The following is a 22,804-nucleotide window of genomic DNA, read 5'->3' as shown; positions in this document are numbered from 1 at the left end:
TTTGAAGAAATTCACTGCCTATGGAAAAATGTTATTACCTACTTAGGACTCATGCAAGTGTTATCATCAAACTAACTTTAGGGTGCTACCCCAAGTGCTAGTTGCGTAAGTTCTGCTGCTCCCTGACTACACAAACTAATTCAATCATCAAATCGGATGCCTATATTTTAAAAATCAGGCATGAATTATATATATACTGTTATCGGCTTTAAATCAGGTTCTACCCAACTTTGTCGGGATGCTGACGACATTAATAAATCTCGACTGTAGTATTCTAAAGGCAGATTTTTATCACCATAGATATGAATTAAATCATTAGCTAGATTTAATAAAGAATTACTTGCCGCATTTTTGGGTGTTTTGGTATATAAATAGGAACTAACCAGATAAATCCAGAATAATGTTATGGTTTCATGGTAGCCACTATTTTTAGTAGTGTTAATATTCATAGCCCTGTTATATCGCTGTATTCGGTCACGTATCAAGTTAATTGCTGTTTGTTGCTCGTAGTGAATTAGATACCAAAGCGCAACAATTAAATGAGCGTAATGATTCCACTGGCTACGCGGTAAGGTACAGTTATTAAATTGATTAATTAGATATTCTATCTCGCTAATTGTTTGATAGCGATTATTTGCTTCTGCCATCGTGTAATTTTGCTGAAAAATGACAAAATTCTAGAAATTCTCAATGTTGATTTTTCTGATGATGCTCACTACTATATGAATTGCCAAGTTGCCAAATGTTCCTGAGATTTGACAATGGTCTACAATCAGCCGTAAATCATTGTTCCTTTTTGAATAATTGCAAAGGTGAGCCTAGCGTATCGCAATTAGAGGCTGCACCAACAAAAGTAAACTATAGGAAACTAACTTGTTTGAAAAAAGTAATTATCTGTGAAGTAACGTATCATTTCTTTGTAAGGGCTAACTCTACCTACGTGTATTTTTGCTGAGGAATGTGGCAAGTAAACTAGTTACAAATATAAAGCTCGGTTGATTTTCGCTATGCCATCTTCGTTACACTATTTTCTCAATAAGTAGCATTGTATTACATACACTACAGAAATGCAACGACTAAGGTAGTAATCTAGCTGTTACTACTGACTGCAAACAGTACTTAGGTATTTAAAATGAAAATTTAGTACTTGCTGACAAAGAGATTCTACGGGAAAACAATGTAGCTTTAGTTAAAGCAAAATCAATAATACCAAGGATGGCGTAGTACAACCAGATTTTGTATAACGAGTTATCATAAAGTAAGCGGGAAATATTTCTGTAGGTTTGCGTATAATCAATCCATAGATATATGCTCAACTGACCAAAGTGAAATTCTTGTACCTGTTGGCTAGTTCAACAAAAGTGTGTAACTTAGCAACGGCAAAATGTAAGCCACTGGGAAAAGTTAGCTCTACTCTTAACTGATATTTTGCCTGCTTGTATAAGAATTACAGGAAATCCTAATGGCATCTTCTGGAGAAGAAATGTATTTAACAAATTCATTCATAAGTAATGGAAGGAAGCAATACTCTCAGCAGCCTTTAGTTTTGGCAGTTGAAGATCATGAGGACAGCTTATTGCTGATTAGTTATGCGCTTGAGTCACTTGGCTGTCGATTCATATGTCAAAAAGACAGTTCTGCAACTGTGTTGGTGGCAAAAGAGTATCAACCTGATCTAATTATGTTAGATATCTTGCTACCAACCTTAAATGGGCTTGAGGTTGTACGCCAGCTTAAGCAAGAAGCTTTAACTAAGGACATTCCAGTAGTAGCTGTCACAGCTTTAGCTACTAGAGAAAATCAAAAAGCAATTATGGGGGCTGGCTTCGATGAATACCTCTGCAAACCATACATGATTGAAGAGTTAGAAGCAGTAATACAAAAAATATTAAGTGGTAATTTTTACCGAAATTCAGCTTATCAGCTGTGTCAAGAGTAGGGCAGGACTTACGCAACTGGCACTTGGGGTAGGGTGTCCTGGTGCTGAGAGTTTTGTGAACTTGATGTCCACAATTTGAGCAATCAATACTCGTGTACGCAGGTGACACAGCAACAACAACTCGTCCATACACCTTGCCGAAATACTCCAGCCATTGAGTAAAGATACTCCAACTGGCATCAGAGATACTTTTCGCCAACTTGTGGTTTTTCACCATATTCCGTACCTGCAAATTCTCATACGCCACAAAGTCTGCCGACTTAATTAGCGAGAGTGCTTTTTTAACGCACCAATCCTGACGCTGGCGTTGCAATTTCAGGTGTTTTCTGCCCAATCTATTTCTTGCTTTGGCACGATTTTTAGAGCCTTTGGCACAACGAGATAATCTGCGTTGTGCCTTTTTTAGTACCTTCTCAGATTTGCGGAGAAACCTGGGATTTTCGACTTTATTGCCATCACTATCTGTATAGAAATGAGTGAGTCCAAGATCAAGAGCAAGAGATTTACCCGTGGGTTCTAACTGTTCTTTTCGTTCATGGTCGATACAGAATTGGATGTATATTCCATCTGAACGACGCACAATTCTGACTCGCTTTATCTGTTTTAGTGGATAGTAATTCAAGTCACGAGTTCCCCTCAGTTTCATCGTTCCCATCCCAAACTTATCTGTGAATGTTATGTATTGGCGACATCCTGAAAGTGACCAACCACTTTGTTTGTATTCAACAGATGCTCTGGTTTGGAGTTTACGAAACCGAGGAAATCCCTTCTTGCTTGTACAGACGCGATTAATCGCGTCTGTACTTTTCTTACAGTTATCAAAAAACCGTGCAATTGCTGCCCAGGCACGTTCTGCCATTGCCTGCCTTGCAGATGAGTTCAACTTTGATACCCAAGGAAATGCAGGATTATCTGACAGAACTTTCGTGTACTTGTTCAAGTCGTAACCCGTTTTTGCATGACCATCTATCCAATAGCGCAAGCAAGAGTTCCTAACAAAAAGAGCAGTTCTCAAAGCTTCATTTACTTTGAGTAACTGCTCTTTTGTTGTTTCTGCTTTTGCTTCGTAAACTATCATGTATTGACCGAGTTACTATCAAGGAGATTACCATATTTACTATTAAAAACTCAAATAGCCCTGGCACTAATCTCGCTACGCTCGATTTCGTTCCAGGGGTGTCTCGTTTTTAATCACCATTCATCTCCCGCTAACCGCAAAAGCGCTGTAGCGGGAGTCTTCTGGCTTATACTAGATAATATTTGTTGTACCAAGGAACCGTCTTTTAGTCGCACTTCGGCAACTTTACGCCCATAACGATCGCTATCTGTAATATTCAAAGTAACACGATCGCCTGAGAGTTGCACCAATTGCTGCACCCGTTCTTGTGCTTTCACACCCCAACTAAACTGATTGCGATGGCGTTCCGCCCAGCGTAGCTGATCGCTAGAACGTCTACTTCGCTTCTGTTTATTAGTATGAGCGATTTCTGGCGCATCCACACAAGCAAAGCGCACAGTCACCTTTTTCCCCTCGCCATCCCGCACAACTAAGGTATCACCATCACTAACCCGTTCCACCGAGTCCCCAGTCGCACCAAAAAAGCGCGACCTTAGCTCATCGCATCCCATCAAACAAAGCACAATCATCCCTAAACTGACTAAAATCAGTATTCTTTTAATCAACCTATTCATTTCATCTATTATCGGCTTTTAATTATAGCAGGGGACTTGGGGGAGATGAGGGAGTGGGGGGAGTGGGGGGAGAGGAGCAGAGGAGCAGGGGAGCAGGGGAGCAGGGGAGCAGGGGAGCAGAGGAGAGTAACAACTGTCATTTGTCACCTGTCAACTGTCAACTGTCAACTGTCAACTGTCATTTGTCACCTGTCACCTGTCCCCTGTCCCCTGTCCCCTGTCAACTATCCCCTAACCTTCCAACTCAGCCACTTCCTTGGGAACTCCAGCCGTTAATACCTCACCTCCTGTAGGTGTCACCAAAACATCATCCTCAATGCGAATACCAATTCCCACCCAACGCGGGTCTGTTGGTGGTTGGTCTTCTGCTAATTTTGTCTCTGGTACAATATATAATCCCGGTTCCACTGTTAGCACTTGACCTGGTTGTAAAATCTGTGGTTTATCCTCACCGTGTTGGTAAACCCCCACATCATGGACATCCAACCCTAACCAGTGGCTGGTGCGGTGCATATAATAAGGTTTATATTTTTCTTCCTCAATTATCTTATCCACTTCACCCTGGAGAATACCGAGTTCTACCAAACCTTCCGTGAGAACGCGGACGGCGGTATCATGCACAGATTTAAAGGTGTTTCCCGGTTGTACTTGAGCGATCGCTTGCTTTTGCGCTTCTAGTACAATTTCGTATAATATCTTCTGTTCTGGCGTAAACTTACCACTGACTGGGAAGGTGCGGGTAATATCTGAGTTGTAATAACCGTATGCACAACCAGCATCAATTAATAGTAATTCTCCATCCTGCATCTGACGGGTGTTTTCGATGTAGTGGAGAACGCAAGCATTCACACCGGAAGCCACAATTGACGGGTAAGCAGGCCCCATTGCACCGCGCAGGCGAAATATATGTTCAATTTCCGCTTGGACTTCGTACTCAAAACGTCCCGGTTCAGTGAACTGCATCGCCCGGTTGTGGGCTTCAGTGGCGATCGCTGCCGCTTGACGCATCTGCACCAACTCTGATTTACTTTTAATCAGCCTCATACTGTGCAGAATTGTGCTTGTATCCTCTATCGCTGTTGGCCCTGTTCCCCGCTTGGGGTAAGTCCGCAGCAGTTTTTGATAATGGCTGATGATTTGGTCATTAAAATTGCGATCGCGTCCCAAGTGATAGTATATGCGATCGGCTTTTTCTAAATACTGGGGTAATTTTTCATCTAATTCCGATATTGGGTAAGCTTCATCCGCACCGTAAATCTCTTTAGCTGCATCTACCCCACACACATAACCAGTCCAAACCTCTTTTTCTCTATCCTTGGGTTGGACAAACAACACAAACCGATGCTCTTGATGATGTGGCGCTAACACAGCCACAGCTTGCGGTTCGTTAAACCCTGTCAAATAGAAAAAATCGCTGTCTTGACGATAAGTATATTCTACATCATTGTGCATTACTGCCATTGGCGCACTACGAAAAATGGCTGTCCCATTTCCGATTTTTGCCATTAATTGCTCACGACGCTGCTGATATTCTGCCTGCATAAGTGTTCTTTTAATTTTTATCGTCTTATTTTACACTTTTTGACAATAATAAATCGTCATTTCACCATCTTCCTGTAGTGGCTAATTTAAGTATTTTAGCAAGGATAAATTGAATAATTACCAGTCGTAATTTCGTAGGTATCATATTAACTCTAAATAAGTTAGGAAATCTTGATACCAACTTCCCAAATATAAAAATAATTATTTTTAAATGGGTAAATATTTATATTTTAGCCTTGTCTGTTCTCAAACAACATTTTTATCAAAAACTATGATAAAAATACATTTTTATTGTCTACATATATTGACATAATATTTTATAAATTAATTTTTATATAACTGTTCATTTTCATATTGAAAATATCTAAAAAATCTTTAAAATAAAAGCAGTTTTAATATATTGAAATCTTGATAATTCCAGAAAATTAAAGTGATGAAACTGCAATAATTAAAATTAAAAAATGTTATTTAATAACAGAAACAATAGACTGATATCAGTTAAAACTTTGAAAAGAAGAAGTTTAAAAAATTATCATGCCAGACACAAACACCGCGAACAGAGAAGACGCATTTGGTTTATCTTTGCAAAAATCAAACAACTTAGTAAAATCGCTTTCAAATGACCTAACAATCGACAGTTATAGCAGTAACAGTAGTTCAGCAACAACAACCTCTGACTCACTGTTCACAAATCCACAAAGCAATCAAAATCCGAATCCTAATCCTTACTTAACCAGCGCAGCAATTTCACCTGACTTTAACGGCGATGGTAAAGCCGATAAAGTTTGGGTAAATACTGAAACAGGTGAAATTAAAATTAGGTTAATGGATGGGTCAAACACTATAGAAGAAGCTTCATTAGGACAGTATGACCTCAACAGTTGGTCTTATAAAATTGGTGACTTTAACAATGATGGCAAGACAGACTTCCTGTTGCGGAATAACAGCACAGGGGAAAATGACATTGCCTTAATGGATGGAACCAGAGTTTCTAGCTTTGTCAAGTTAGATACGGTTGATGCAGGTTGGAATGCTAGTATTGGCGATTTTAATGGCGATAGCAAGACTGATATTTTCTGGCATAATGACACCACTGGTGAAAATGCTATGTGGACAATGGATGGTACAACCGTTGTCAGCGCCAACGTTTTAGATACTACAGATGCCGGCTTAACTGCTACTATTGTTGATTTCGATGGTAACGGTAAGAGTGATATATTCTGGAGAAATACATCCACAGGCGAAAATAGCGTATGGTTCATGGATGGCGCACAAGCCAGCAAGTACGATCTACAATCACAAGACGCAGGTTGGGATTACACCCTTGGCGATTTCAACGGTGATTACTCAACAGATATCCTCTGGCGCAATTCTAGCACCGGAGAGAACAAGATTTGGACAATGAATGGTATCTTCGTTACTGAAAGTACATTAAATACTCTCAGTTCTGATTGGACTGCCAGCATCGGCGATTTCAACGGTGATGGTAAGACCGATATCTTCTGGCACAATGGTACAACAGGCGAAAATACCGCTTGGTTGATGGATGGTGGAAACGTTAGCAGTGAAGCCTTCCTCGCTAGCAATAACGCCGCTTCTAAGCCATACTTGGGCGATTACAACGGCGATGGTAAGACTGACATCTACTGGCGCGATCAGACAAATGGTACAGACACTCTCTGGACTATGGATGGAACTAGAGCCAGCGAATCTGCGATCGCTGATTCTCTAACTTCAGAGTGGTATACTGCCTAGAAATTAGTTTGTAGGGATGGGGAATGAGGGAGATGAGGGAGTGGGGGGAGATGGGGGAGATGAGGGAGATGAGGGAGTGGGTGAAGAATTATTTAGCTTGTCTTCCCAGTCCCCAGTCCCCAGTCCCCTTTCCCCCTTCCCCCATTCCCCAGTCCCCAACTAAAACTTGTAACTCACAACCTGAATCGTACTACTATCAGGCAAATTGCCGGAAGTTATATTAATACTGTCATTATTACTACGACGCACAGGTACACCCTGCATTAAGGACAGAAATTCGTCTAGTGGGGCGATATCGCAAGCCGCAGGATCGGCAGCTTGTGTACGGTAATGGGTAGGAATAATCAATCTGGGATTTAATACCTCAATTGCTTGCTTCGCCTCTTGAGCATTGTAAGCTTTGGCGCTACCACCCACAGGGATAAATAAGACATCAGGTCGCCCCATGAGGATTTTTTGTTCGATAGAAATGGGTGCAGCCGCGCCACCTAAATGTAGAATATTAACTCCGCCTTGTGTCCATTTCCAAGCCGTATTCATGCCAAACTGTTTCCCACCTTTGCGATCGTGGGCTATGGAAATTCCTTGAAGTTTTATACCTTTAAACTCGTAAGCACCGGGTTCATATACAAGTTTAGGATTACCTGGTAATCCATCAACTGCCCCTTCATCCAACAATTGACTACTAATTAATACTAAATCGGCTGTAACTTTTGGTGGACGATAACGCGCTGTACAGCCAATTGTGCGGAAGGGATTGACTAGAATCCTCGTCCCGCCGCCAGTGAATAGAAAACTTGTGTGACCTAACCACTGCACCCCTAAACCGCTAGATTGGGCATCAGCTTGGAGATGTGATCCCAGGGTAGAGACAAAAGCTGTGGCTAATCCTGCCCCAGCATAGCCTAACAACTGTCGTCTTTTCATTAATTAATCTCTTAACTGTAACTGTTGGAGGAAATTTCGCAGTAACTGCTTTCCTGAAGATGTGAGAACACTCTCTGGGTGAAATTGGACTCCTTGAATGTGCGGATAGTTCCGATGTCTCACCCCCATAATCGTACCATCATCCACCCAAGCAGTAATTTCTAACACTTCGGGGCAAGTCTGGCGGTCAATTACCAGACTGTGATATCTGGTAGCAAGCATTGGATTTTCCAATCCTTGAAAAACCCCGACCCCAGTATGAGTTACTTGAGAAGTCTTGCCGTGCATCAACTCTGGAGCAGAGACAATATTACCACCAAATACCTGACCAATGCTTTGATGTCCCAGACATACGCCTAAAATCGGTAGGTTAGAGCCGAGTTCTTGAATGAGATGCAAAGATATACCCGCATCTTCTGGACGACCAGGCCCAGGAGAAATGACGATCGCATCAGGATTTAATCCCCGAATCTCCTCTAAGGTTATTTTATCGTTACGAAAAACTTGTATATCTGATGCCACGGGAAACTCAGCTGCCAGTTCCCCCAAATACTGCACCAAATTGTAAGTAAAGCTATCGTAATTATCAATAACTATAATCACCGCTTATAGCTCCAGGTTATTATGCTCATCATGTTTAGTTTTCACCAGATTGAAGCCTCTGTAAAGGTTTGTTGATCGTTGACGGTTAACGGTTAACTGTCAACCTTCTTATGTAGTGGACTGACACAGCTAAAATAGTGCATTAGAAAACATCAAAAATCTTGGTTTCTATCAATACCTCAAAAATCTATTGCATCATTTTAGTCGTGTCAGTCCAGTAGTAGCGTGGCAAGGCTAAAATAGTGCAATAAGTTTCCTCTCTAACCTCTGTGTCTCTGTGGTTAATTAATGCAACATTTTAAGCTTGCCACGCCAGTAGTGGCGTGGCAAGCCTAAACTTGTGCATTAGCGAAAAATCTATCATCTTGTTCATCTGCGTTCATCTGCGTTCATCTGCGTTCAAATTTATCCAAACCTATTGCCACATTTTAGCCTTGCCAGTCCAGTAGGGTGCGTTATGACTTATGCCTAACACACCAAAAGCTCTGGGCGAGGCGCATTACGCTGACACTAACACGCCCTACTTATATTTCACAAATCAAATATGAGTCCTGTAGCCAGATGCACAACTGGCACTTTTTGCATTTTGTTAATTTTTACATTGTTCCCTACGGCTTAATCTATAGTTATGATTATGTTCATTAAACCTAAATTAACCCTGGGTAAAAAGATTCCTCATTGCCAGAGATTAATTTAGTTAAATGTCTTTGCTTAAGCTTTGGCATCATTGCCCAAAGCTAGATTTAATTCATTATGAATTTATACAAGTAGGTAACTATATTTAATGCGTAGTGATAGAAAAATGACAACTTTTCAATTTGGTGAATTCAGCATACAAGACCAGCCACTAGAAATTGCTAGTATAACATTAAATATACCGATAAATATTCTTGATTTTACTAGTAATAAAACAATTGAAACTGAAGAAATCACGAGCCATCAACAAATTAGGTCAATTGTTTCAGGAATGGGTTTATTCAGCCTACATGACGATGATTGGGGAATTTTTATAGATTGTTATAATAGTAATTTATCTGAGATAAAAGCAATTGCAGATAAAATTATAGACAAATATGATGGTAATATTTCTGTTTTTCTAGAGTATCAACAGTTTGCGTAACTATTAAATATTTGTAGTAAGGACTCAAGTCCTTACTACAAACTCAGTGTAAGCCTAAATTTCTGCACCTGGTTTTGCTTCCGCGCCCATTGGGGAAACGTAATCACGGAAGAGAGTAATCTGCTGTTGGAACTCTAATCCCTTAATTCTTTCTAACAGTTGTTGGGATTGTGAAGAAAGTTTGTAGTCAGAAGGGAAAGAAACGATAGTGCCTTCATCCATACCTTGGGATAAACGATACCAGAATAGCAGCTTAGTGGTATCGCCAACTGAGCCATATTCGCGGGTTAGTTGAGTATCTACATTGTTAATCAAGTCGCGTTGTAATTGTAATTGCGCTTCTTCGTCTAATTCCTTGACTTGATTGAATAAACTTTCGGCAATTTCTGGAGAAACAGTGCTAGCACCCGGGGCGGCTGGTGTAATAGATTTGCCCATTTCTTTGTAGACAAACCAAAATAAAGCAAGCTGTTCGTCTGTATCCAGCTTCTGCCAAGCTTGGACTTGTTCACGAATAGTTTGGTCGCCTGTTTGTGTAAAAGTCATAATGATTGCGGTTGCTATTAATCAATGTCACTAGCAACCGTAACAAAGACGAATTAGGTGTTTAACCCTACCCAGGGTATAAGTAGCTTAATCGAAAAGAAGAGTTAGTGGGGAGTGGGGGGGGCTTTCAAGGGCAGGTTTTTAAACCTTCGATAAATAGTTGAGAATATTCTCAATTATGAAACGTAGTTTTAACTGTTCAGACAATAATTTTGGTTTTAAAAGCCCAAAAATTTGTCTAATAAAAAAAGCCTGCCCTTGAAAGAGTGGGGGGGGTGGGGGGAGAGAAATAAGCAGAGGGGCGGGGTGCAGGGGGCAGGGGGGAAAATTCCTCTCCCTTGCTCCCTGCTCCCTGCTCCCTGGCCTCTCCCAGTCCCCAGCCCCTCACACAACTGTATTTGCTGACTGGTTAAACAACAGGTTGCGGGATTTTTCGAGATCCAATGCTTGATTTTTAAAGGCTTCTGCCTTCTCGTAGGCGCGAATTACCGCCGGACGTGTCTTGATGGCTTCAAACCAGCGCTTGAGGTTGGGGAAATCGTCTAGGTTTTGACTTTGGCTTTCATGTGGCACAATCCAAGGATAGGCGGCGATATCGGCAATGGAATAATCGCCAGCGACAAATTCTCTGTCTGCAAGTCGTTTATTGAGGACTGCATATAAACGTGCTGTTTCGTTGACGTAGCGGTTAATGGCGTACTCAATTTTTTCTGGCGCATATCTATTAAAGTGGTGATTTTGTCCAGCCATTGGCCCTAGTCCAGCCATTTGCCAGAATAGCCATTGCAAAACCTCTGTGCGATCGCCTATGGCGGGGCGTAGCCCATCGCGTAAATTTGGAGAAATCAACTTCCCGGTTTTTTCTGCCAAATACAGCAAAATAGCACCAGACTCAAACACAGAAATTGCCTCACCCCCATCTGCTGGTTCATGGTCAACAATTGCCGGGATACGATTATTGGGAGAAATTTTCAGAAACTCTGGCTGGAATTGGTCGCCAGCACCGATATTGATCGGAATGATTTTGTAAGGTAAACCGACTTCTTCTAAAAAGATAGTGATTTTGTGACCGTTTGGCGTAGTCCAATAGTAAAGGTCAATCATGGTTATCTCTCCGATTATGTTTGTTTTTGCACCGAAATTTTGCCCTGTTCCACGCCTGACTATTGCTTTGTCAGGCTGTTATCTTTGATCAGAAAAATCTATGAGCAAATGAGAACTCAACAATGAGACTGCATTACAACAAAACTGTGAGCTATTTGTTCATGCCATTAGGCTTATTAAATCTAGTTTTGGGTAGCATTCTCCTGCTGAGAGGTCACTTCACCTTTAGCATCATCATTGGAGCAATTATCATCTTGCTGGGCTGGGGATATTGGCATCAGCCTTATGTCACCATTCAACCTAACCAGTTGATCATTCACACCCCTTTAGGATGGCCACAACGCATCTACAGTTACAATTCACCTGAAGACGTAAAAATAGCTCATAAAAAGATATTGCTAAAACAAGACGGCGAGTGGAAACGCCTACCTGTTTCCAAATTAATTATGCAGGCTGAGGATTGGTTGGCGTTGCAGAAACAATTTGGTGGGGTTGGGGAGTAGGTATTTTCAGTGAACAGTTAACTAAATAACTGATAACTGATAACTGATAACTGTTCACTGATAGACCTAAAATCTTTCCACCCAAGGACGCAGTTCTACTTCCCATGTCCAAGCGCTACGAGGTTGGCGGAGGATGTTGAGATAAGTTTGAGCGATCGCATCCGGGTCTAGTGTACTATCAGGGTTGTCTGCTGGATCAAGGCGGGATAAGGAGCGAATCGCACCATCTATAACAAAGTGTGCTACGTGAATATTCTGAGGTGCTAGTTCTCTGGCAATACTTTGAGCTAAACCACGTAGGGCAAATTTACCCATTGCAAACGGTGCTGACTGAGGATAACCTTTGACGCTGGCGGAAGCTCCTGTAAAGAAAATAGCACCACCACCTTGTGGCAACATTCTTTTAGCAGCTTCTTGGGCTACCAAAAAGCCGCCGAAAGCAGAAACTTCCCAGGTTTTCGCTACATCTTCAGGATTTAGCTCAATCAACGGCCCCCGCACCCGCCAACTAGGGTTATATATAACAACGTTGGGGGAACCTAATTTATGCTCAACATCAATAAATAACTGCTTGACTTCCTCTGCTTTAGTAGCATCAGCAGCAAAACTCACTGCTCCAATTTCACTACTTAACTGCACAAGTTTATCTATTTGCCGAGCTGCTAAAGCTACTTTAAATCCTTCTTGAGCAAACAGGCGAGCTATCGACGCACTCAGCCCAGTACCTGCTCCTACTATTAAGGCTGTTGTTGGCATAGGTAACATTTTCTTGGAATTGTATATGCCTCAGATAGCATTTGCTGTTGCTCTGTGTCTGTATTGGCCAGGACTTTATTATCGGCGGTTAAAAAACCCCTCTCCAAACCTCTCCCCTACAAGGAGAGAGGCTTTAATTTCTCCCTCTTCCCTGCCTTCGGCACGCCGCGCGAACGTAGGGAAGGGGGCTGGGGGGTTAGGTTTGGCGTTAGCTTTTCCACATGACCTGAAAAGCCAGAATTAAGACCACCTCCGTTGAACTAGCGCAGAGCCAGCCGCAGACCTTTGCTCTGGAGTAGAGTTAGGGTCACGCAGAACTTTACCCGCGTTACTAGCAGCTTTTTCGCTGGTGCGTCTTGGACGAAAATTTTTTTTCAACATGATTTAGTTGGAGATAAACGACGGTAACTGGCTCCAACTCAAACAAGGAGTAAAAATAGGCTTCAGTATAAACAAACAGCAAATAGCCCAAACAAAAACGAGTTTTTAACCTTTCGGTTATTGGCACTCAAATTTGCATGGGCTATCTACTTATATCAAGTATAACCCGGATTTAAAAAATTGGCAAGGCTATCAACCTAAAATCTTAACCTTAAGCCTCAATTACTACCCGCAGATTGCCGCGTTTTTTCGCTACACGACAGGCGGTAGTACCGCCAGAACGTTCAAATTCTAAATCCAAAACGGTAGTACCGACTTGTAAATTGTGCAATGACAATTTATTGATTGACTCTGGTAATGCGGGGTCGATAATTCTTAGGCAATTATTTGGCGCATCGGGTACTAGATTAACAATCATTTGCAGTAGTTGAAAGATACTGCCAGTAGCCCAAGCTTGGGGTGTGCAAGCAACAGGATATTGTACAGGAGAGCGATCGCCGTTACGCTCGTAGCCGCAAAATAGTTCTGGGGGACGTTGGTAAGGTTGCTGAGTTGTCATGTCGAACAAACCTTGGAAGATTTCTAAAGCTTGGTCGATTAAACCGAGCGATCGCAATCCCATCGCAATTAAAGAATTATCATGAGGCCATATCGAACCAATGTGATAACCCATCGGATTATAAGCCGGGGACAAGCTACTTAAAGTGCGAATCCCCCAACCGTTAAACATATCCGGGGCGCGTAAACGTTCTGCCACACTATAAGCTTTCTCTGGTGTAAAAATCCCCAAAAATAGACAATGACCAGGATTAGATGTAATACTATCCACCTGCATCAGCGCCCCATCCAAAGCCAAAGCGCAGAAACCTTGGTCTGCTATCCAAAAATCTGCGTTAAAACGCTCCTTGAGGCTATTGGCTTCATCTTGCCAACGTTCAGCTAAATCAAGGCGTTTTTTCATCCTAGCAATTTCCGCCAGACGCATTTTTGCGGCGTAAACGTAAGCTTGTACCTCACACAAAGCTATCGAGCCATTGGCTAAATTACCCTTGCGGTCTACGATACAATCACCAGAATCTTTCCATCCTTGGTTATCTAGACCACGTTTAGACCTGCGCTGATAGGTGAGATAGCCTGTTGGCTGCATATTCCGGTCTATCCACTCCATCGCCGCTAAGGCATTGGGCCATAGCTGTTCTAGGGTTTCCCGGTCATGCGTCCAAGAATAGTATTCAAAATACAACATCAACCACAGGGGAGTGGCATCTACCGTACCGTAGTAGGGCGTATGGGGAATTTCTTGACATCGCGCCATTTCTCCCAGGCGCAACTCGTGAAGAATTTTCCCTGGTTCCTCTTCGCGCCACTCATCATCTTGTTTACCTTGATAAGCCGCCAGCAACATCAAGGTTTCTTTAGCTATTTCCGGGTTCAGCATCAGGGTTTGGGAAGCTGTAATGATGGAATCTCGCCCAAACAAGGCGGAAAACCAAGGTACACCCGCAGAAACAGTTTTATATTTGTCAAAGGACTGACGTAACAAATACATATCCTGTTCAGCACGTTCAATCACTTGATTGAAGTTACTTTTATCGGCGCGAATATTGGTAATTTTGTGTACCCAATTCTGTTCCTCCAGCATTTCCGAGGCTTTGGCTTGGACTAGAGTTACAGCCGCACTCACATTGGAGCTAGATTGGTTGTTGGTAAACAAATTTACCCGATAGCCTAACTTTTGGGTGGCGTGGGTTGGTAATTCTAAACGCCAAATCGCAGTGTAGCCTTTAAAATCATCAGGTTGACGATGCTGGAATTGGATGCGCGATTCCATCACCAAGCCGTCTAGACCCTGATAGGCTAAGGTTAACGATTCTTCCTTGTGGGTATGCTGGGTGTGTACAGGTGCTGTATCGTGACTATGAAAACTTCCTCCGTCCTCAGAGGTTGGTTCTACTAAGCGTAAAAGTTTACCCCGTTTATCTCTGCCATAACCCCGGACTTCAAATAAATCGACGAAATCAGCATCAAAGCTAATACTAAGTTCAAAAGTGACGGTAGTTGTGCTATAATTAGCGACCTCGATTTCTTCAAATAAAGCACCGTTCAGTACCAACTCCCGGCGAATACTTACGGTGTCAGCCTTCATCCGGTCATCGATTCTAGGATTGGTACACAATACCGACAGGGCAAAACCTTTCTCGGCACTACTACTGAGAAGCACAGGCGATCGCCCATCAATTTGTAACTCCAAACGGTTGAGAAATCGCGTATCACAGCAAAATAACCCCATACTAGGATTACCATCATTTAGGGAACAGCCAGAGATATTCCCCATCGTGTCTGTGACCAAAAATAAATCATCATCCTTGACCGTCAGAGTTGGTTGTGGTCTTTCACTCACCACACAAGGCCACTCTGGTATGGGCAATTCCTCGGCAGGGATAAAAATTTTACCATCCAATAAGATTTTATCCGGGGTAGTCAGAGTATCCGGTGTCATCAGCCAAAATTCCGTATATTAAGCCTGGTTTTTGCGATCGTATTTAATTGTAGACAGGGATTGGGGATTGGGGATTGGGGATTGGGGATTGGGGAAGAAGGTTTTTTGATTGGTGTGAATTTGTTCAAAGGTTGAACAAGATTTTTAACAGAAGGGCAGAAGTTGAACTTAATTACAAATTTTTATAAATTTATACTGTTTAAATTTTAAGTCAAGGTTGAAAAATGGGGACTTCTAGGCGATTTACTCCTAAATCAAACACCAAGCATCAAAAGTTGAATAATTACACATTACTCAACTAAGATACAAAATTATTTTCTTTAAAGCTGAGGCTGCTGACTCATAAGTAATGAGCGTTAATTTGTCTTCATCCTCCTTGGGGGCTTTACGCATCAAGACTCGTAAGCTATTTGGGAAACGATGAAGATGCCAGTAACTGGATAAACAAAACTTAAGATAAAGACCAAAGTCGCTATGATCTGTCTATAGTTTCCAATTAATCGAAGCTTAGACGAAAACTTAATTGCTGTTGTTGGTCTGTTAGTGACACTATGTTCTTAAATCTGCAAATAAATTTATAGCAGTAGTCACATAGGTTAGGACATCCCAGCTTGAATGCTAAGTAGTAACAGTTACTTCCTGCATCCTGTCTCCTACCTTGATCGATGTGGTACTTAAATTTATTTACGAGTCGTGATGCGCTTTACCCCCAAGTATGAGGCACAAAACCAATAAGTTTTGTACCTCATATGCCCTTGAGGTGGGGGTAAAGCGCGAATGACCCTTTGGGTGAGGCAGTTGCTTTCCGAAGCAAGCGCGATTGTTCGCACTGCCGCACCGAATTTATTCGGTCGTGATGGTGGTAGAATCGAATTGTCCACAACACAGGCAGAGTCTCGCCGAAAGGGAGGAACCTGTCTCGAAATGGGTGGCAAAGTATTTTTCGCCGTCGGGCAGTCGGTGTATGCTTGCGGAGGGTAAAGTAATCTGAGATGTTGCTTTCTGGATTATTCCTTGGGGCATTTTGGATCTCCCTGTGTTCGCGCTAGCGTCGCGCAGCGAGGCAAGAATCCCCGAAATTCTATTTCGGGGAGTGTCAAATATTGCAACAGTCTACTTTACCTGAAAGTTCGTTGTAATTTGTACAATGCAGCTGTGATGTGAATCTTGTTTTAGATTGGGCTTCCTTAAAGATATTCATGAGCATTTCAACTTCCGTGCTGAGTGATCTGCTACAGTCCCTACCTTACCTGCGGCCCCAGCTATATTTCAAAGCTTCATTGACGGCCCTTTCCCATGCAATGGAAGATCAGGTATTGGCTGCAACTCTAGACCAGCCTTTAGTGATTGCTAGCTTTCAAAGAGAGAGATTCTATCGTCAAGAGGCTCATCGCTATCAGCGATTGGCACAGCGTAGTAATCAAATATACGTCTTATCTGCACCGGAAACGGATTTTGCCAATAGCTCAGAATACTATGAAAAGGTAGCATTTGAGCCTAGTGATGCTTTGAGTCAAGAGTGGCATTTGGTGGTAATTGCTGATAATTATGCTACTTGCTTGGTATGTAGGGAAAGCCGTGGGTCGATCGCTAAAAATAAGCCAACGCCAATACCAGAGTTAGCTCCGGGTCTGGATATGGACGCAGGACGGCGATTTGAAGGTATTTGGACTTCAGAACGAGGAGTGAGTATCAAAGCGGCTCAATTGTTATTAGAGAGGATTTTGGTTTATCGACCAGATTTGGCGAAAAAAGTAGCTAAGGCTTGTCAGCGATTTGGCATTGGCGAGACGAAAGTTTACACTGCTAGTAAAGCCCTGACTGAATACGCTTGTGATATTGACACTGACCCCTTTGTGCAGCGCTTAGTTACCTACCTGCAAGCTAGTCAGTACAAATTACACAAGGCTTATCGTTCAATCGCAGAACAAGCACGAAAAGAACGTTTAGTCAACTCAATTAGTACAGCAATTAGGCGATCGCTCGACCCCCATCAAGTGCTACAAATCGCCGCCCAAGAGTTAGGGCAACATTTAAAAGCTAGTCGTTGTTTAATTTACCGCGCCCAAGCAGGGGATTCCCAAGCGGTAATTGAACATGAGTTTTTAACCCCTGGTACTGTCTCAATTAGCGGTCAAACCTGGGAATTAAAGCAAAATTCCCTATTTCAAGCAGTGGTGAATCATGGTGAAGGTGTCTGTGTCAGCGATACCATGAACGACTATCGGGTGAAGAATTCCCCTGGTTTGTCTTTGATGGCGAAAAAATTGGCGATTCGTTCTTGGTTAATCGAACCAGTGTTATTTCAGGGGCGATTGTTAGGCATTGTCGAATTACATTATTGTTCCTTACCGCCCCATCAATGGCAACAAGGCGAACTGGATTTAGTAAAAGCGATCGCTACCCAAATTGGCGCTGCTTTAATTCAAGCAGAAGCCTACGCCAACCTCGAAGAACTCAACCAGCAACTAGAAGCCCTAGACCGCACCCGCAGCAACTTAATAGCTATTACTGGTCATGAACTCCGCACACCTTTATCCACAATTCAAGTGTGCTTAGAAAGTTTGGCGACAGAACCCGATATGCCCGTAGAGTTGCAGCAGGTAATGTTAAATACCGCCTTGGCAGATTCAGAACGGATGCGGAAGCTAGTACAGGATTTCTTAACCCTTTCCAATTTAGAAAGCGGGCGAGTGGAATGGCATCCTGAATCTTTAACTTTACAGGAATGTATCGATTTAGCACTCAGCCGTATCCGCACCCGGCCGACAATAGAAAAACCACCCGCAATTAAAACGCAAATTGAGGAAAACTTGCCTTTGGTAAGAGCAGACGGGGATTGGTTAGTGGAAGTGTTGGCGAAACTGGTAGATAACGCCTGTAAATTTACCCCAGAACAAGGGGAAATTAAGATTAGTGCCACCCACAACGGCAGTCAAATGGTAGAAGTCACCGTAGCCGACACAGGACGCGGTATAGAGCCAAATCGCCTAGAAATAGTTTTTGACCGCTTCTATCAAGAAGAGGGGGCTTTACGGCGCACAGCAGGCGGTACAGGGCTAGGTTTAGCCATTTGTCGCCAAATCGTCAACGGTTGGGGCGGCATGATTTGGGCAGAGTCCACAGGCAAAGACCAAGGTAGTCAGTTTCATTTCACCATCCCCATCGCCCAGAATAGCCAAGAGGAAAGTCGGTCGAAGGTGAAGAGCCGATAGACAGTTATCAGTTATCAGTGAACAGTGAACAGTGAACAGTGGACAGTGGAAATAACCTGATAACTGATAACTGATAACTGATAACTGTCAACTGATAACTGATAACTGACTAACAACTGTTACAGACTGTGACGCGATCGCAATATGATCGTGATAGCGGTGTTACGATGCCCTAAAAACGTTGAGAGAAACCTTATGGCAGAAACACTTTCAGGTAAAACTCCCAAATTCGCTGGCAGCACTGGTGGCTTGCTCACCAAAGCATTGGTAGAAGAAAAATACGCGATCACTTGGACTAGCCCCAAGGAACAGGTATTTGAACTACCTACAGGTGGCGCGGCTACCATGCACCAAGGTCAAAATCTCCTGTACTTGGCTCGCAAGGAATACGGTATCGCTCTGGGCGGTCAACTCCGGAAATTCAAAATCACAGATTACAAAATTTACCGGATTTTACCCAACGGTGAAACCACCTTCATTCACCCAGCTGATGGCGTATTCCCTGAAAAAGTCAATCAAGGTCGCGAGAAAGTTCGTTTCAACGCCCGCAGCATCGGGGAAAACCCCAGCCCTGCACAAGTTAAGTTCTCTGGTAAAGCTACCTACGACGTGTAGGAAGTAGGGACTAAATCAGTTAACAGTGAACAGTTATCAGTTATCAGGTTGTATTAACTGTAAACTGTTCACTGATAACTGATAACTGATAACTGATATCCCCAATTCGCCTATGATATATCCCGATTTTTCTCAATTCTCAGCACTAGCTGCACAAGGTAATTTTGTGCCAGTGTATCAGGAATGGGTGGCTGACCTAGATACACCAGTTTCGACTTGGTACAAGGTATGTGCTGGAGAACCTTACAGCTTTTTGCTGGAGTCGGTGGAAGGTGGGGAGAAAATCGGGCGTTATAGTTTGGTGGGATGTAATCCTTTATGGGTGATGGAAGTTAGGGGTGACAATACCACCCAAACGCACCGCGATGGTTCGCAGGTGGTGTTTACAGGCGACCCATTTACAGCTTTGGCTGAGTGTTTAGCACCATATCAACCAGTGAAGTTACCCCAGTTACCGTCGGGAATTGGTGGTTTGTTTGGCTTTTGGGGTTATGAATTAATTCGCTGGATAGAACCGCGTGTACCCGTGCATCCCCAAGATGAACGCAACATCCCTGATGGGTTGTGGATGCAGGTAGACCATTTGTTGATATTTGACCAGGTGAAGCGGAAAATTTGGGCGATCGCTTATGCTGATTTACGTGATCCGAATGTGGATTTGAAAGCAGCTTATCAGCAAGCTGGCGATCGCGTCCGTCAGATGGTGAGTAAGCTATCTTTACCTGTATCGCCTCAAAAAACCATATTGGAATGGACACCCCCAGGAACGCAAAATGTGGGGGAAACACAAGCATATACCAGCAACTTCACCCGCCCAGAATTTTGCGCCAGTGTGCAGAAGGCGAAAGAGTACATCAAAGCCGGGGATATCTTTCAAGTAGTTATTTCGCAGCGCCTCTCCACCCAATACACAGGCGACCCCTTCGCGTTGTACCGTTCCCTACGACAGATAAATCCTTCGCCTTACATGGCGTATTTTAACTTCCAAGATTGGCAAATCATCGGTTCTAGTCCCGAAGTGATGGTGAAAGCAGAACTTGATGGAGAAGGTGAGGTAGTCGCCACAGTCCGTCCCATTGCGGGGACAAGACCAAGGGGTAAAACGAATAAGGAAGATGCAGATTTCGCCGCAGATTTACTGCAAGACCCCAAGGAAATAGCCGAACACGTCATGTTGGTTGATTTGGGACGTAATGATTTAGGGCGTGTATGTGCAACTGGAACTGTGAAAGTTGATGAATTGATGGTGGTTGAGCGCTATTCTCATGTGATGCACATTGTAAGTAATGTGGTAGGGAAATTAGCCAAGGATAAAAGCGCTTGGGATTTGTTGAAGGCTTGCTTTCCCGCCGGGACAGTTAGCGGCGCACCTAAAATTCGGGCGATGGAAATCATTAATGAGTTGGAACCGAGCCGCCGGGGTGTATATTCTGGGGTATATGGCTATTACGATTTTGACGGACAATTAAATAGTGCGATCGCTATTCGCACAATGGTAGTCAAAGACCAGACCGTAACCGTACAAGCTGGCGCAGGTTTAGTAGCTGATTCTGAACCTGAAAAGGAATATGAAGAAACCCTAAATAAAGCCAGAGGTTTACTCGTAGCAATTCGTTGTTTGCAGTGAAAAAAATTAATTATACAATTACGCGAAAGTAAGTAAGGTAATTAAAGTATGAGCATTGTAATTTTAGACGAGTTATTACAAACAATTCAAATGTCTGAAATGGAAATGCTTAAAGAAATTGCTATGATGCTATTTCAACAGGAGCGTTTTACTTTAGGACAAGCGAGTAATTTCGCTCAGATGAATCAATTAGAATTTCAACGCTTACTGGCTAATCGTAAAATTCCTCTACACTATGATATTGCTGAACTTAGAGAGGATGTGAAGAGTTTGGCAGCAAACGATTGGCGATGATTGTTGTTAGTAACATTGTTATTTCTGCTGAATTTATGGGAATACTAGAAATATGGCGTTGCTGAATCAAGATATGAATTTGTCTCACGCAAAGGCGCAAAGGCGCTAAGTTACAAAGAAAAAGGAAGGTCATTTTGCGATTTCATATTCCAATTCAGCAACGCCAGAAATATAACCCCAATATAAAGATGCAGTGGTAATGACAGTATCATCACCAGAACCAAGAGCCATACTTGAAAGTTTTATTGTTGATAATGTAGACTTAGAGGAATTAGAAGCAAAACTAGCTCAATTTAATATTTTTGAAGCAATTGGCGTAGTTAGACAAGAAATTCGTCATTCAAATTTCCTGGCTTTTTTGTTAAATCCCTCTCAAAATCATAAACTTGAAGATGTTTTTCTCAAACGATTTCTGAAAAGAGTATTATTAGAGCCGTATGAGCCTGAAGACTTAAAATATTTGAAAATTAGCCCTGTTGATATAGATATTGCTGATTTCTCAGATGTTGAGATTAGACGGGAATGGAAAAATATTGATATTTTAATCCAATCTTCAAGCAACAAATTAGTATGTGCAGTTGAAAATAAGGTGGACTCTAGTGAACACTCAAATCAGTTAGAAAAATATCGAGAGATTCTTGAGGAAGAATATAAAGACTATCAAATCATTTTAATTTACTTAACTCCAGATGGGGATGAACCATCTCAAAAAGATTGGAGAGCTTATAGCTATTCTAAACTAGTTGAAATAATTGAAAGCATTTGTACCAGCTACAAGTCAACTCTCGGTACAGACATTTATACATTGATGACTCATTATTCTACATTACTTAGGAGGCATATTGTGAGTGATTCAAAAGTAGCTGAACTTTGCCGTAAGATATATAAGAAACATAAACAGGCTCTTGATTTAATTTTTGAACATCGTCCAGACTTACAGCTAGAAATGTCTGAAAGAATAACTAATTTTGTAAATCAATACATCACATCTCATAATTTATATGTAATACGGTGGAGTAAAAAATACATAGATTTTGGTGATATCGAATGGGAGAATAAAAAACTACCACTTGCCTTTCACTTTGAAAATGGTAATTCATATCTTATAACAAGGTTACTAATTCGTCCCTGTGAAGATAAAACTGTCCGTGAAAGAATACATCAAATATCTAGAGAAAATTCAAAAGTTTTTAAAAGTAAGAAATTGACGAATCAATGGACAACTATTTATCAAAAGACTATTCTCAACCAGAGTGATTATGAAAATGCTGATGTTGATGAGTTAATGGAAAAATTTCAGTTATTTTGGGATGATTTTGTCAAAAATGATTTTACAAAGATACAATCTATATTTCATACAAATATGGACAGAATAGTAACTTCTGAGTAAAAATATAAATTTTGTGCTTTAAATGTAGTGGCGTGGCAAAGCTAAACTTGTAAATTAGCGAAAAATGCCTAATTTTAATCATCTGCGTTTATCTGCGTTTATCTGCGTTCAATTCTTTCCAAATCTATTGCCACATTTTAGTCTTAACACGCCATTACTGACATCTTGCACCTTCTCAATAAGCATATGGCGATGCACTCCCCACCCTACTAAATAATAAGGATTTCAGGCTTTGATTTTAGCAGTAATGTAATGGTGCAAGATATAAGATTACAGTTGTTTGTAACTAACTGGT

The 22,804-nt window shown here is 42.0% G+C and carries 21 protein-coding genes and 1 pseudogene; 11 read left to right on the top strand and 11 right to left on the bottom strand.

The genetic code is table 11. From position 1 onward, the window contains the following. Positions 1–185 precede the first annotated feature (185 nt). On the bottom strand, positions 186–647 hold the full coding sequence (locus H6G83_RS03510) for a hypothetical protein (protein ID WP_190467012.1): 462 nt from the start codon (positions 645–647) through the stop codon (positions 186–188). A gap of 815 nt (positions 648–1,462) precedes the next feature. Between H6G83_RS03510 and H6G83_RS03505 the strand changes: the two are divergent. Next, positions 1,463–1,819: pseudogene (locus H6G83_RS03505) on the top strand (response regulator); the annotation flags it as partial. On the opposite strand, the gene H6G83_RS03500 reads toward H6G83_RS03505, so the two are convergent. The 3 genes from H6G83_RS03500 to pepP form a co-directional block, all read right to left on the bottom strand. Beyond that, positions 1,812–3,017 carry an RNA-guided endonuclease InsQ/TnpB family protein gene (locus H6G83_RS03500; RefSeq protein WP_313934953.1) on the bottom strand — a complete coding sequence of 402 codons (1,206 nt, stop codon included), beginning with the start codon at positions 3,015–3,017 and terminating at the stop codon, positions 1,812–1,814. The pseudogene H6G83_RS03505 and the gene H6G83_RS03500 overlap by 8 nt on opposite strands. A gap of 113 nt (positions 3,018–3,130) precedes the next feature. Continuing rightward, complete coding sequence (locus H6G83_RS03495) at positions 3,131–3,631, bottom strand: thermonuclease family protein (RefSeq protein WP_190467009.1); 501 nt, start codon at positions 3,629–3,631, stop codon at positions 3,131–3,133. Positions 3,632–3,862: 231 nt separating this feature from the next. After that, the gene (pepP, locus tag H6G83_RS03490) at positions 3,863–5,173 is read right to left on the bottom strand and encodes a Xaa-Pro aminopeptidase (protein WP_190467006.1); all 1,311 of its coding nucleotides are present in this window, start codon (positions 5,171–5,173) and stop codon (positions 3,863–3,865) included. A gap of 534 nt (positions 5,174–5,707) precedes the next feature. Between pepP and H6G83_RS03485 the strand changes: the two genes are divergently transcribed. Beyond that, positions 5,708–6,928, top strand: a complete 1,221-nt coding sequence (locus tag H6G83_RS03485) for an FG-GAP repeat domain-containing protein (RefSeq protein WP_190467003.1) — start codon at positions 5,708–5,710, stop codon at positions 6,926–6,928. 16 nt (positions 6,929–6,944) lie between these two features. Further along, positions 6,945–7,091 carry a hypothetical protein gene (locus H6G83_RS03480; protein ID WP_190467000.1) on the top strand — a complete coding sequence of 49 codons (147 nt, stop codon included), beginning with the start codon at positions 6,945–6,947 and terminating at the stop codon, positions 7,089–7,091. Here H6G83_RS03480 and H6G83_RS03475 read toward each other — a convergent pair. Next, positions 7,088–7,855, bottom strand: a complete 768-nt coding sequence (locus H6G83_RS03475; RefSeq protein ID WP_190466998.1) for an MBL fold metallo-hydrolase — start codon at positions 7,853–7,855, stop codon at positions 7,088–7,090. The genes H6G83_RS03480 and H6G83_RS03475 overlap by 4 nt on opposite strands. Before the next feature lie 3 nt (positions 7,856–7,858). Beyond that, positions 7,859–8,458 carry an anthranilate synthase component II gene (locus H6G83_RS03470; protein ID WP_190466995.1) on the bottom strand — a complete coding sequence of 200 codons (600 nt, stop codon included), beginning with the start codon at positions 8,456–8,458 and terminating at the stop codon, positions 7,859–7,861. A 784-nt stretch (positions 8,459–9,242) separates the two neighbouring features. Here H6G83_RS03470 and H6G83_RS03465 point away from each other — a divergent pair. Continuing rightward, positions 9,243–9,578: a hypothetical protein gene (locus H6G83_RS03465; RefSeq protein WP_190466993.1), complete on the top strand. Its 336-nt coding sequence runs from the start codon at positions 9,243–9,245 to the stop codon at positions 9,576–9,578. Between the two features lie 54 nt (positions 9,579–9,632). Here the strand turns inward: H6G83_RS03465 and H6G83_RS03460 are convergent, their stop codons facing one another. Together H6G83_RS03460 and H6G83_RS03455 are read right to left on the bottom strand one after the other, a co-directional pair. Beyond that, complete coding sequence (locus tag H6G83_RS03460) at positions 9,633–10,124, bottom strand: orange carotenoid protein N-terminal domain-containing protein (protein ID WP_190466991.1); 492 nt, start codon at positions 10,122–10,124, stop codon at positions 9,633–9,635. A gap of 384 nt (positions 10,125–10,508) precedes the next feature. After that, positions 10,509–11,228 carry a glutathione binding-like protein gene (locus H6G83_RS03455; RefSeq protein ID WP_190466988.1) on the bottom strand — a complete coding sequence of 240 codons (720 nt, stop codon included), beginning with the start codon at positions 11,226–11,228 and terminating at the stop codon, positions 10,509–10,511. A 122-nt stretch (positions 11,229–11,350) separates the two neighbouring features. On the opposite strand from H6G83_RS03455, the gene H6G83_RS03450 reads away from it, so the two are divergent. Beyond that, positions 11,351–11,731, top strand: a complete 381-nt coding sequence (locus H6G83_RS03450) for a hypothetical protein (protein WP_190466985.1) — start codon at positions 11,351–11,353, stop codon at positions 11,729–11,731. A 66-nt stretch (positions 11,732–11,797) separates the two neighbouring features. On the opposite strand, the gene H6G83_RS03445 is transcribed toward H6G83_RS03450, so the two are convergent. Then, positions 11,798–12,496: an SDR family NAD(P)-dependent oxidoreductase gene (locus H6G83_RS03445; protein WP_242044397.1), complete on the bottom strand. Its 699-nt coding sequence runs from the start codon at positions 12,494–12,496 to the stop codon at positions 11,798–11,800. 16 nt (positions 12,497–12,512) lie between these two features. Here H6G83_RS03445 and H6G83_RS03440 point away from each other — a divergent pair, with 16 nt between their 5' ends. Then, the gene (locus tag H6G83_RS03440; protein ID WP_190467050.1) at positions 12,513–12,731 is read left to right on the top strand and encodes a hypothetical protein; all 219 of its coding nucleotides are present in this window, start codon (positions 12,513–12,515) and stop codon (positions 12,729–12,731) included. On the opposite strand, the gene H6G83_RS03435 is transcribed toward H6G83_RS03440, so the two are convergent. Continuing rightward, positions 12,728–12,868: a hypothetical protein gene (locus H6G83_RS03435; RefSeq protein ID WP_190466982.1), complete on the bottom strand. Its 141-nt coding sequence runs from the start codon at positions 12,866–12,868 to the stop codon at positions 12,728–12,730. The two genes, H6G83_RS03440 and H6G83_RS03435, sit on opposite strands and share 4 nt — an antisense overlap. Before the next feature lie 211 nt (positions 12,869–13,079). Next, positions 13,080–15,368 carry an amylo-alpha-1,6-glucosidase gene (locus tag H6G83_RS03430; protein ID WP_190466979.1) on the bottom strand — a complete coding sequence of 763 codons (2,289 nt, stop codon included), beginning with the start codon at positions 15,366–15,368 and terminating at the stop codon, positions 13,080–13,082. A gap of 1,199 nt (positions 15,369–16,567) precedes the next feature. On the opposite strand from H6G83_RS03430, the gene H6G83_RS03425 reads away from it, so the two are divergent. The 5 genes from H6G83_RS03425 to H6G83_RS03405 all read left to right on the top strand — a co-directional run bounded on the left by H6G83_RS03425 (position 16,568) and on the right by H6G83_RS03405 (position 22,509). Beyond that, positions 16,568–18,583, top strand: a complete 2,016-nt coding sequence (locus H6G83_RS03425; RefSeq protein WP_190466975.1) for a DICT sensory domain-containing protein — start codon at positions 16,568–16,570, stop codon at positions 18,581–18,583. Between the two features lie 195 nt (positions 18,584–18,778). Next, positions 18,779–19,198, top strand: coding sequence for a photosystem I reaction center subunit II PsaD (locus H6G83_RS03420; protein ID WP_190466972.1), 420 nt, complete (start codon positions 18,779–18,781; stop codon positions 19,196–19,198). 112 nt (positions 19,199–19,310) lie between these two features. After that, positions 19,311–20,825 (top strand): anthranilate synthase component I, encoded by a 1,515-nt coding sequence (gene trpE / locus H6G83_RS03415; RefSeq protein ID WP_190466969.1) that lies wholly within the window; start codon positions 19,311–19,313, stop codon positions 20,823–20,825. Between the two features lie 48 nt (positions 20,826–20,873). Continuing rightward, positions 20,874–21,119, top strand: a complete 246-nt coding sequence (locus H6G83_RS03410; RefSeq protein ID WP_190466967.1) for a UPF0175 family protein — start codon at positions 20,874–20,876, stop codon at positions 21,117–21,119. A 199-nt stretch (positions 21,120–21,318) separates the two neighbouring features. Continuing rightward, positions 21,319–22,509: a PDDEXK-like family protein gene (locus tag H6G83_RS03405; protein WP_190466964.1), complete on the top strand. Its 1,191-nt coding sequence runs from the start codon at positions 21,319–21,321 to the stop codon at positions 22,507–22,509. The last annotated feature ends 295 nt before the right edge of the window (positions 22,510–22,804 follow it).

Origin of the sequence: Anabaena azotica FACHB-119 (genome assembly GCF_014697625.1) — a bacterium.
GTDB classification, from domain to species: domain Bacteria; phylum Cyanobacteriota; class Cyanobacteriia; order Cyanobacteriales; family Nostocaceae; genus Trichormus; species Trichormus azoticus_A.
This window is presented reverse-complemented; position numbering and strand designations above follow the sequence as displayed.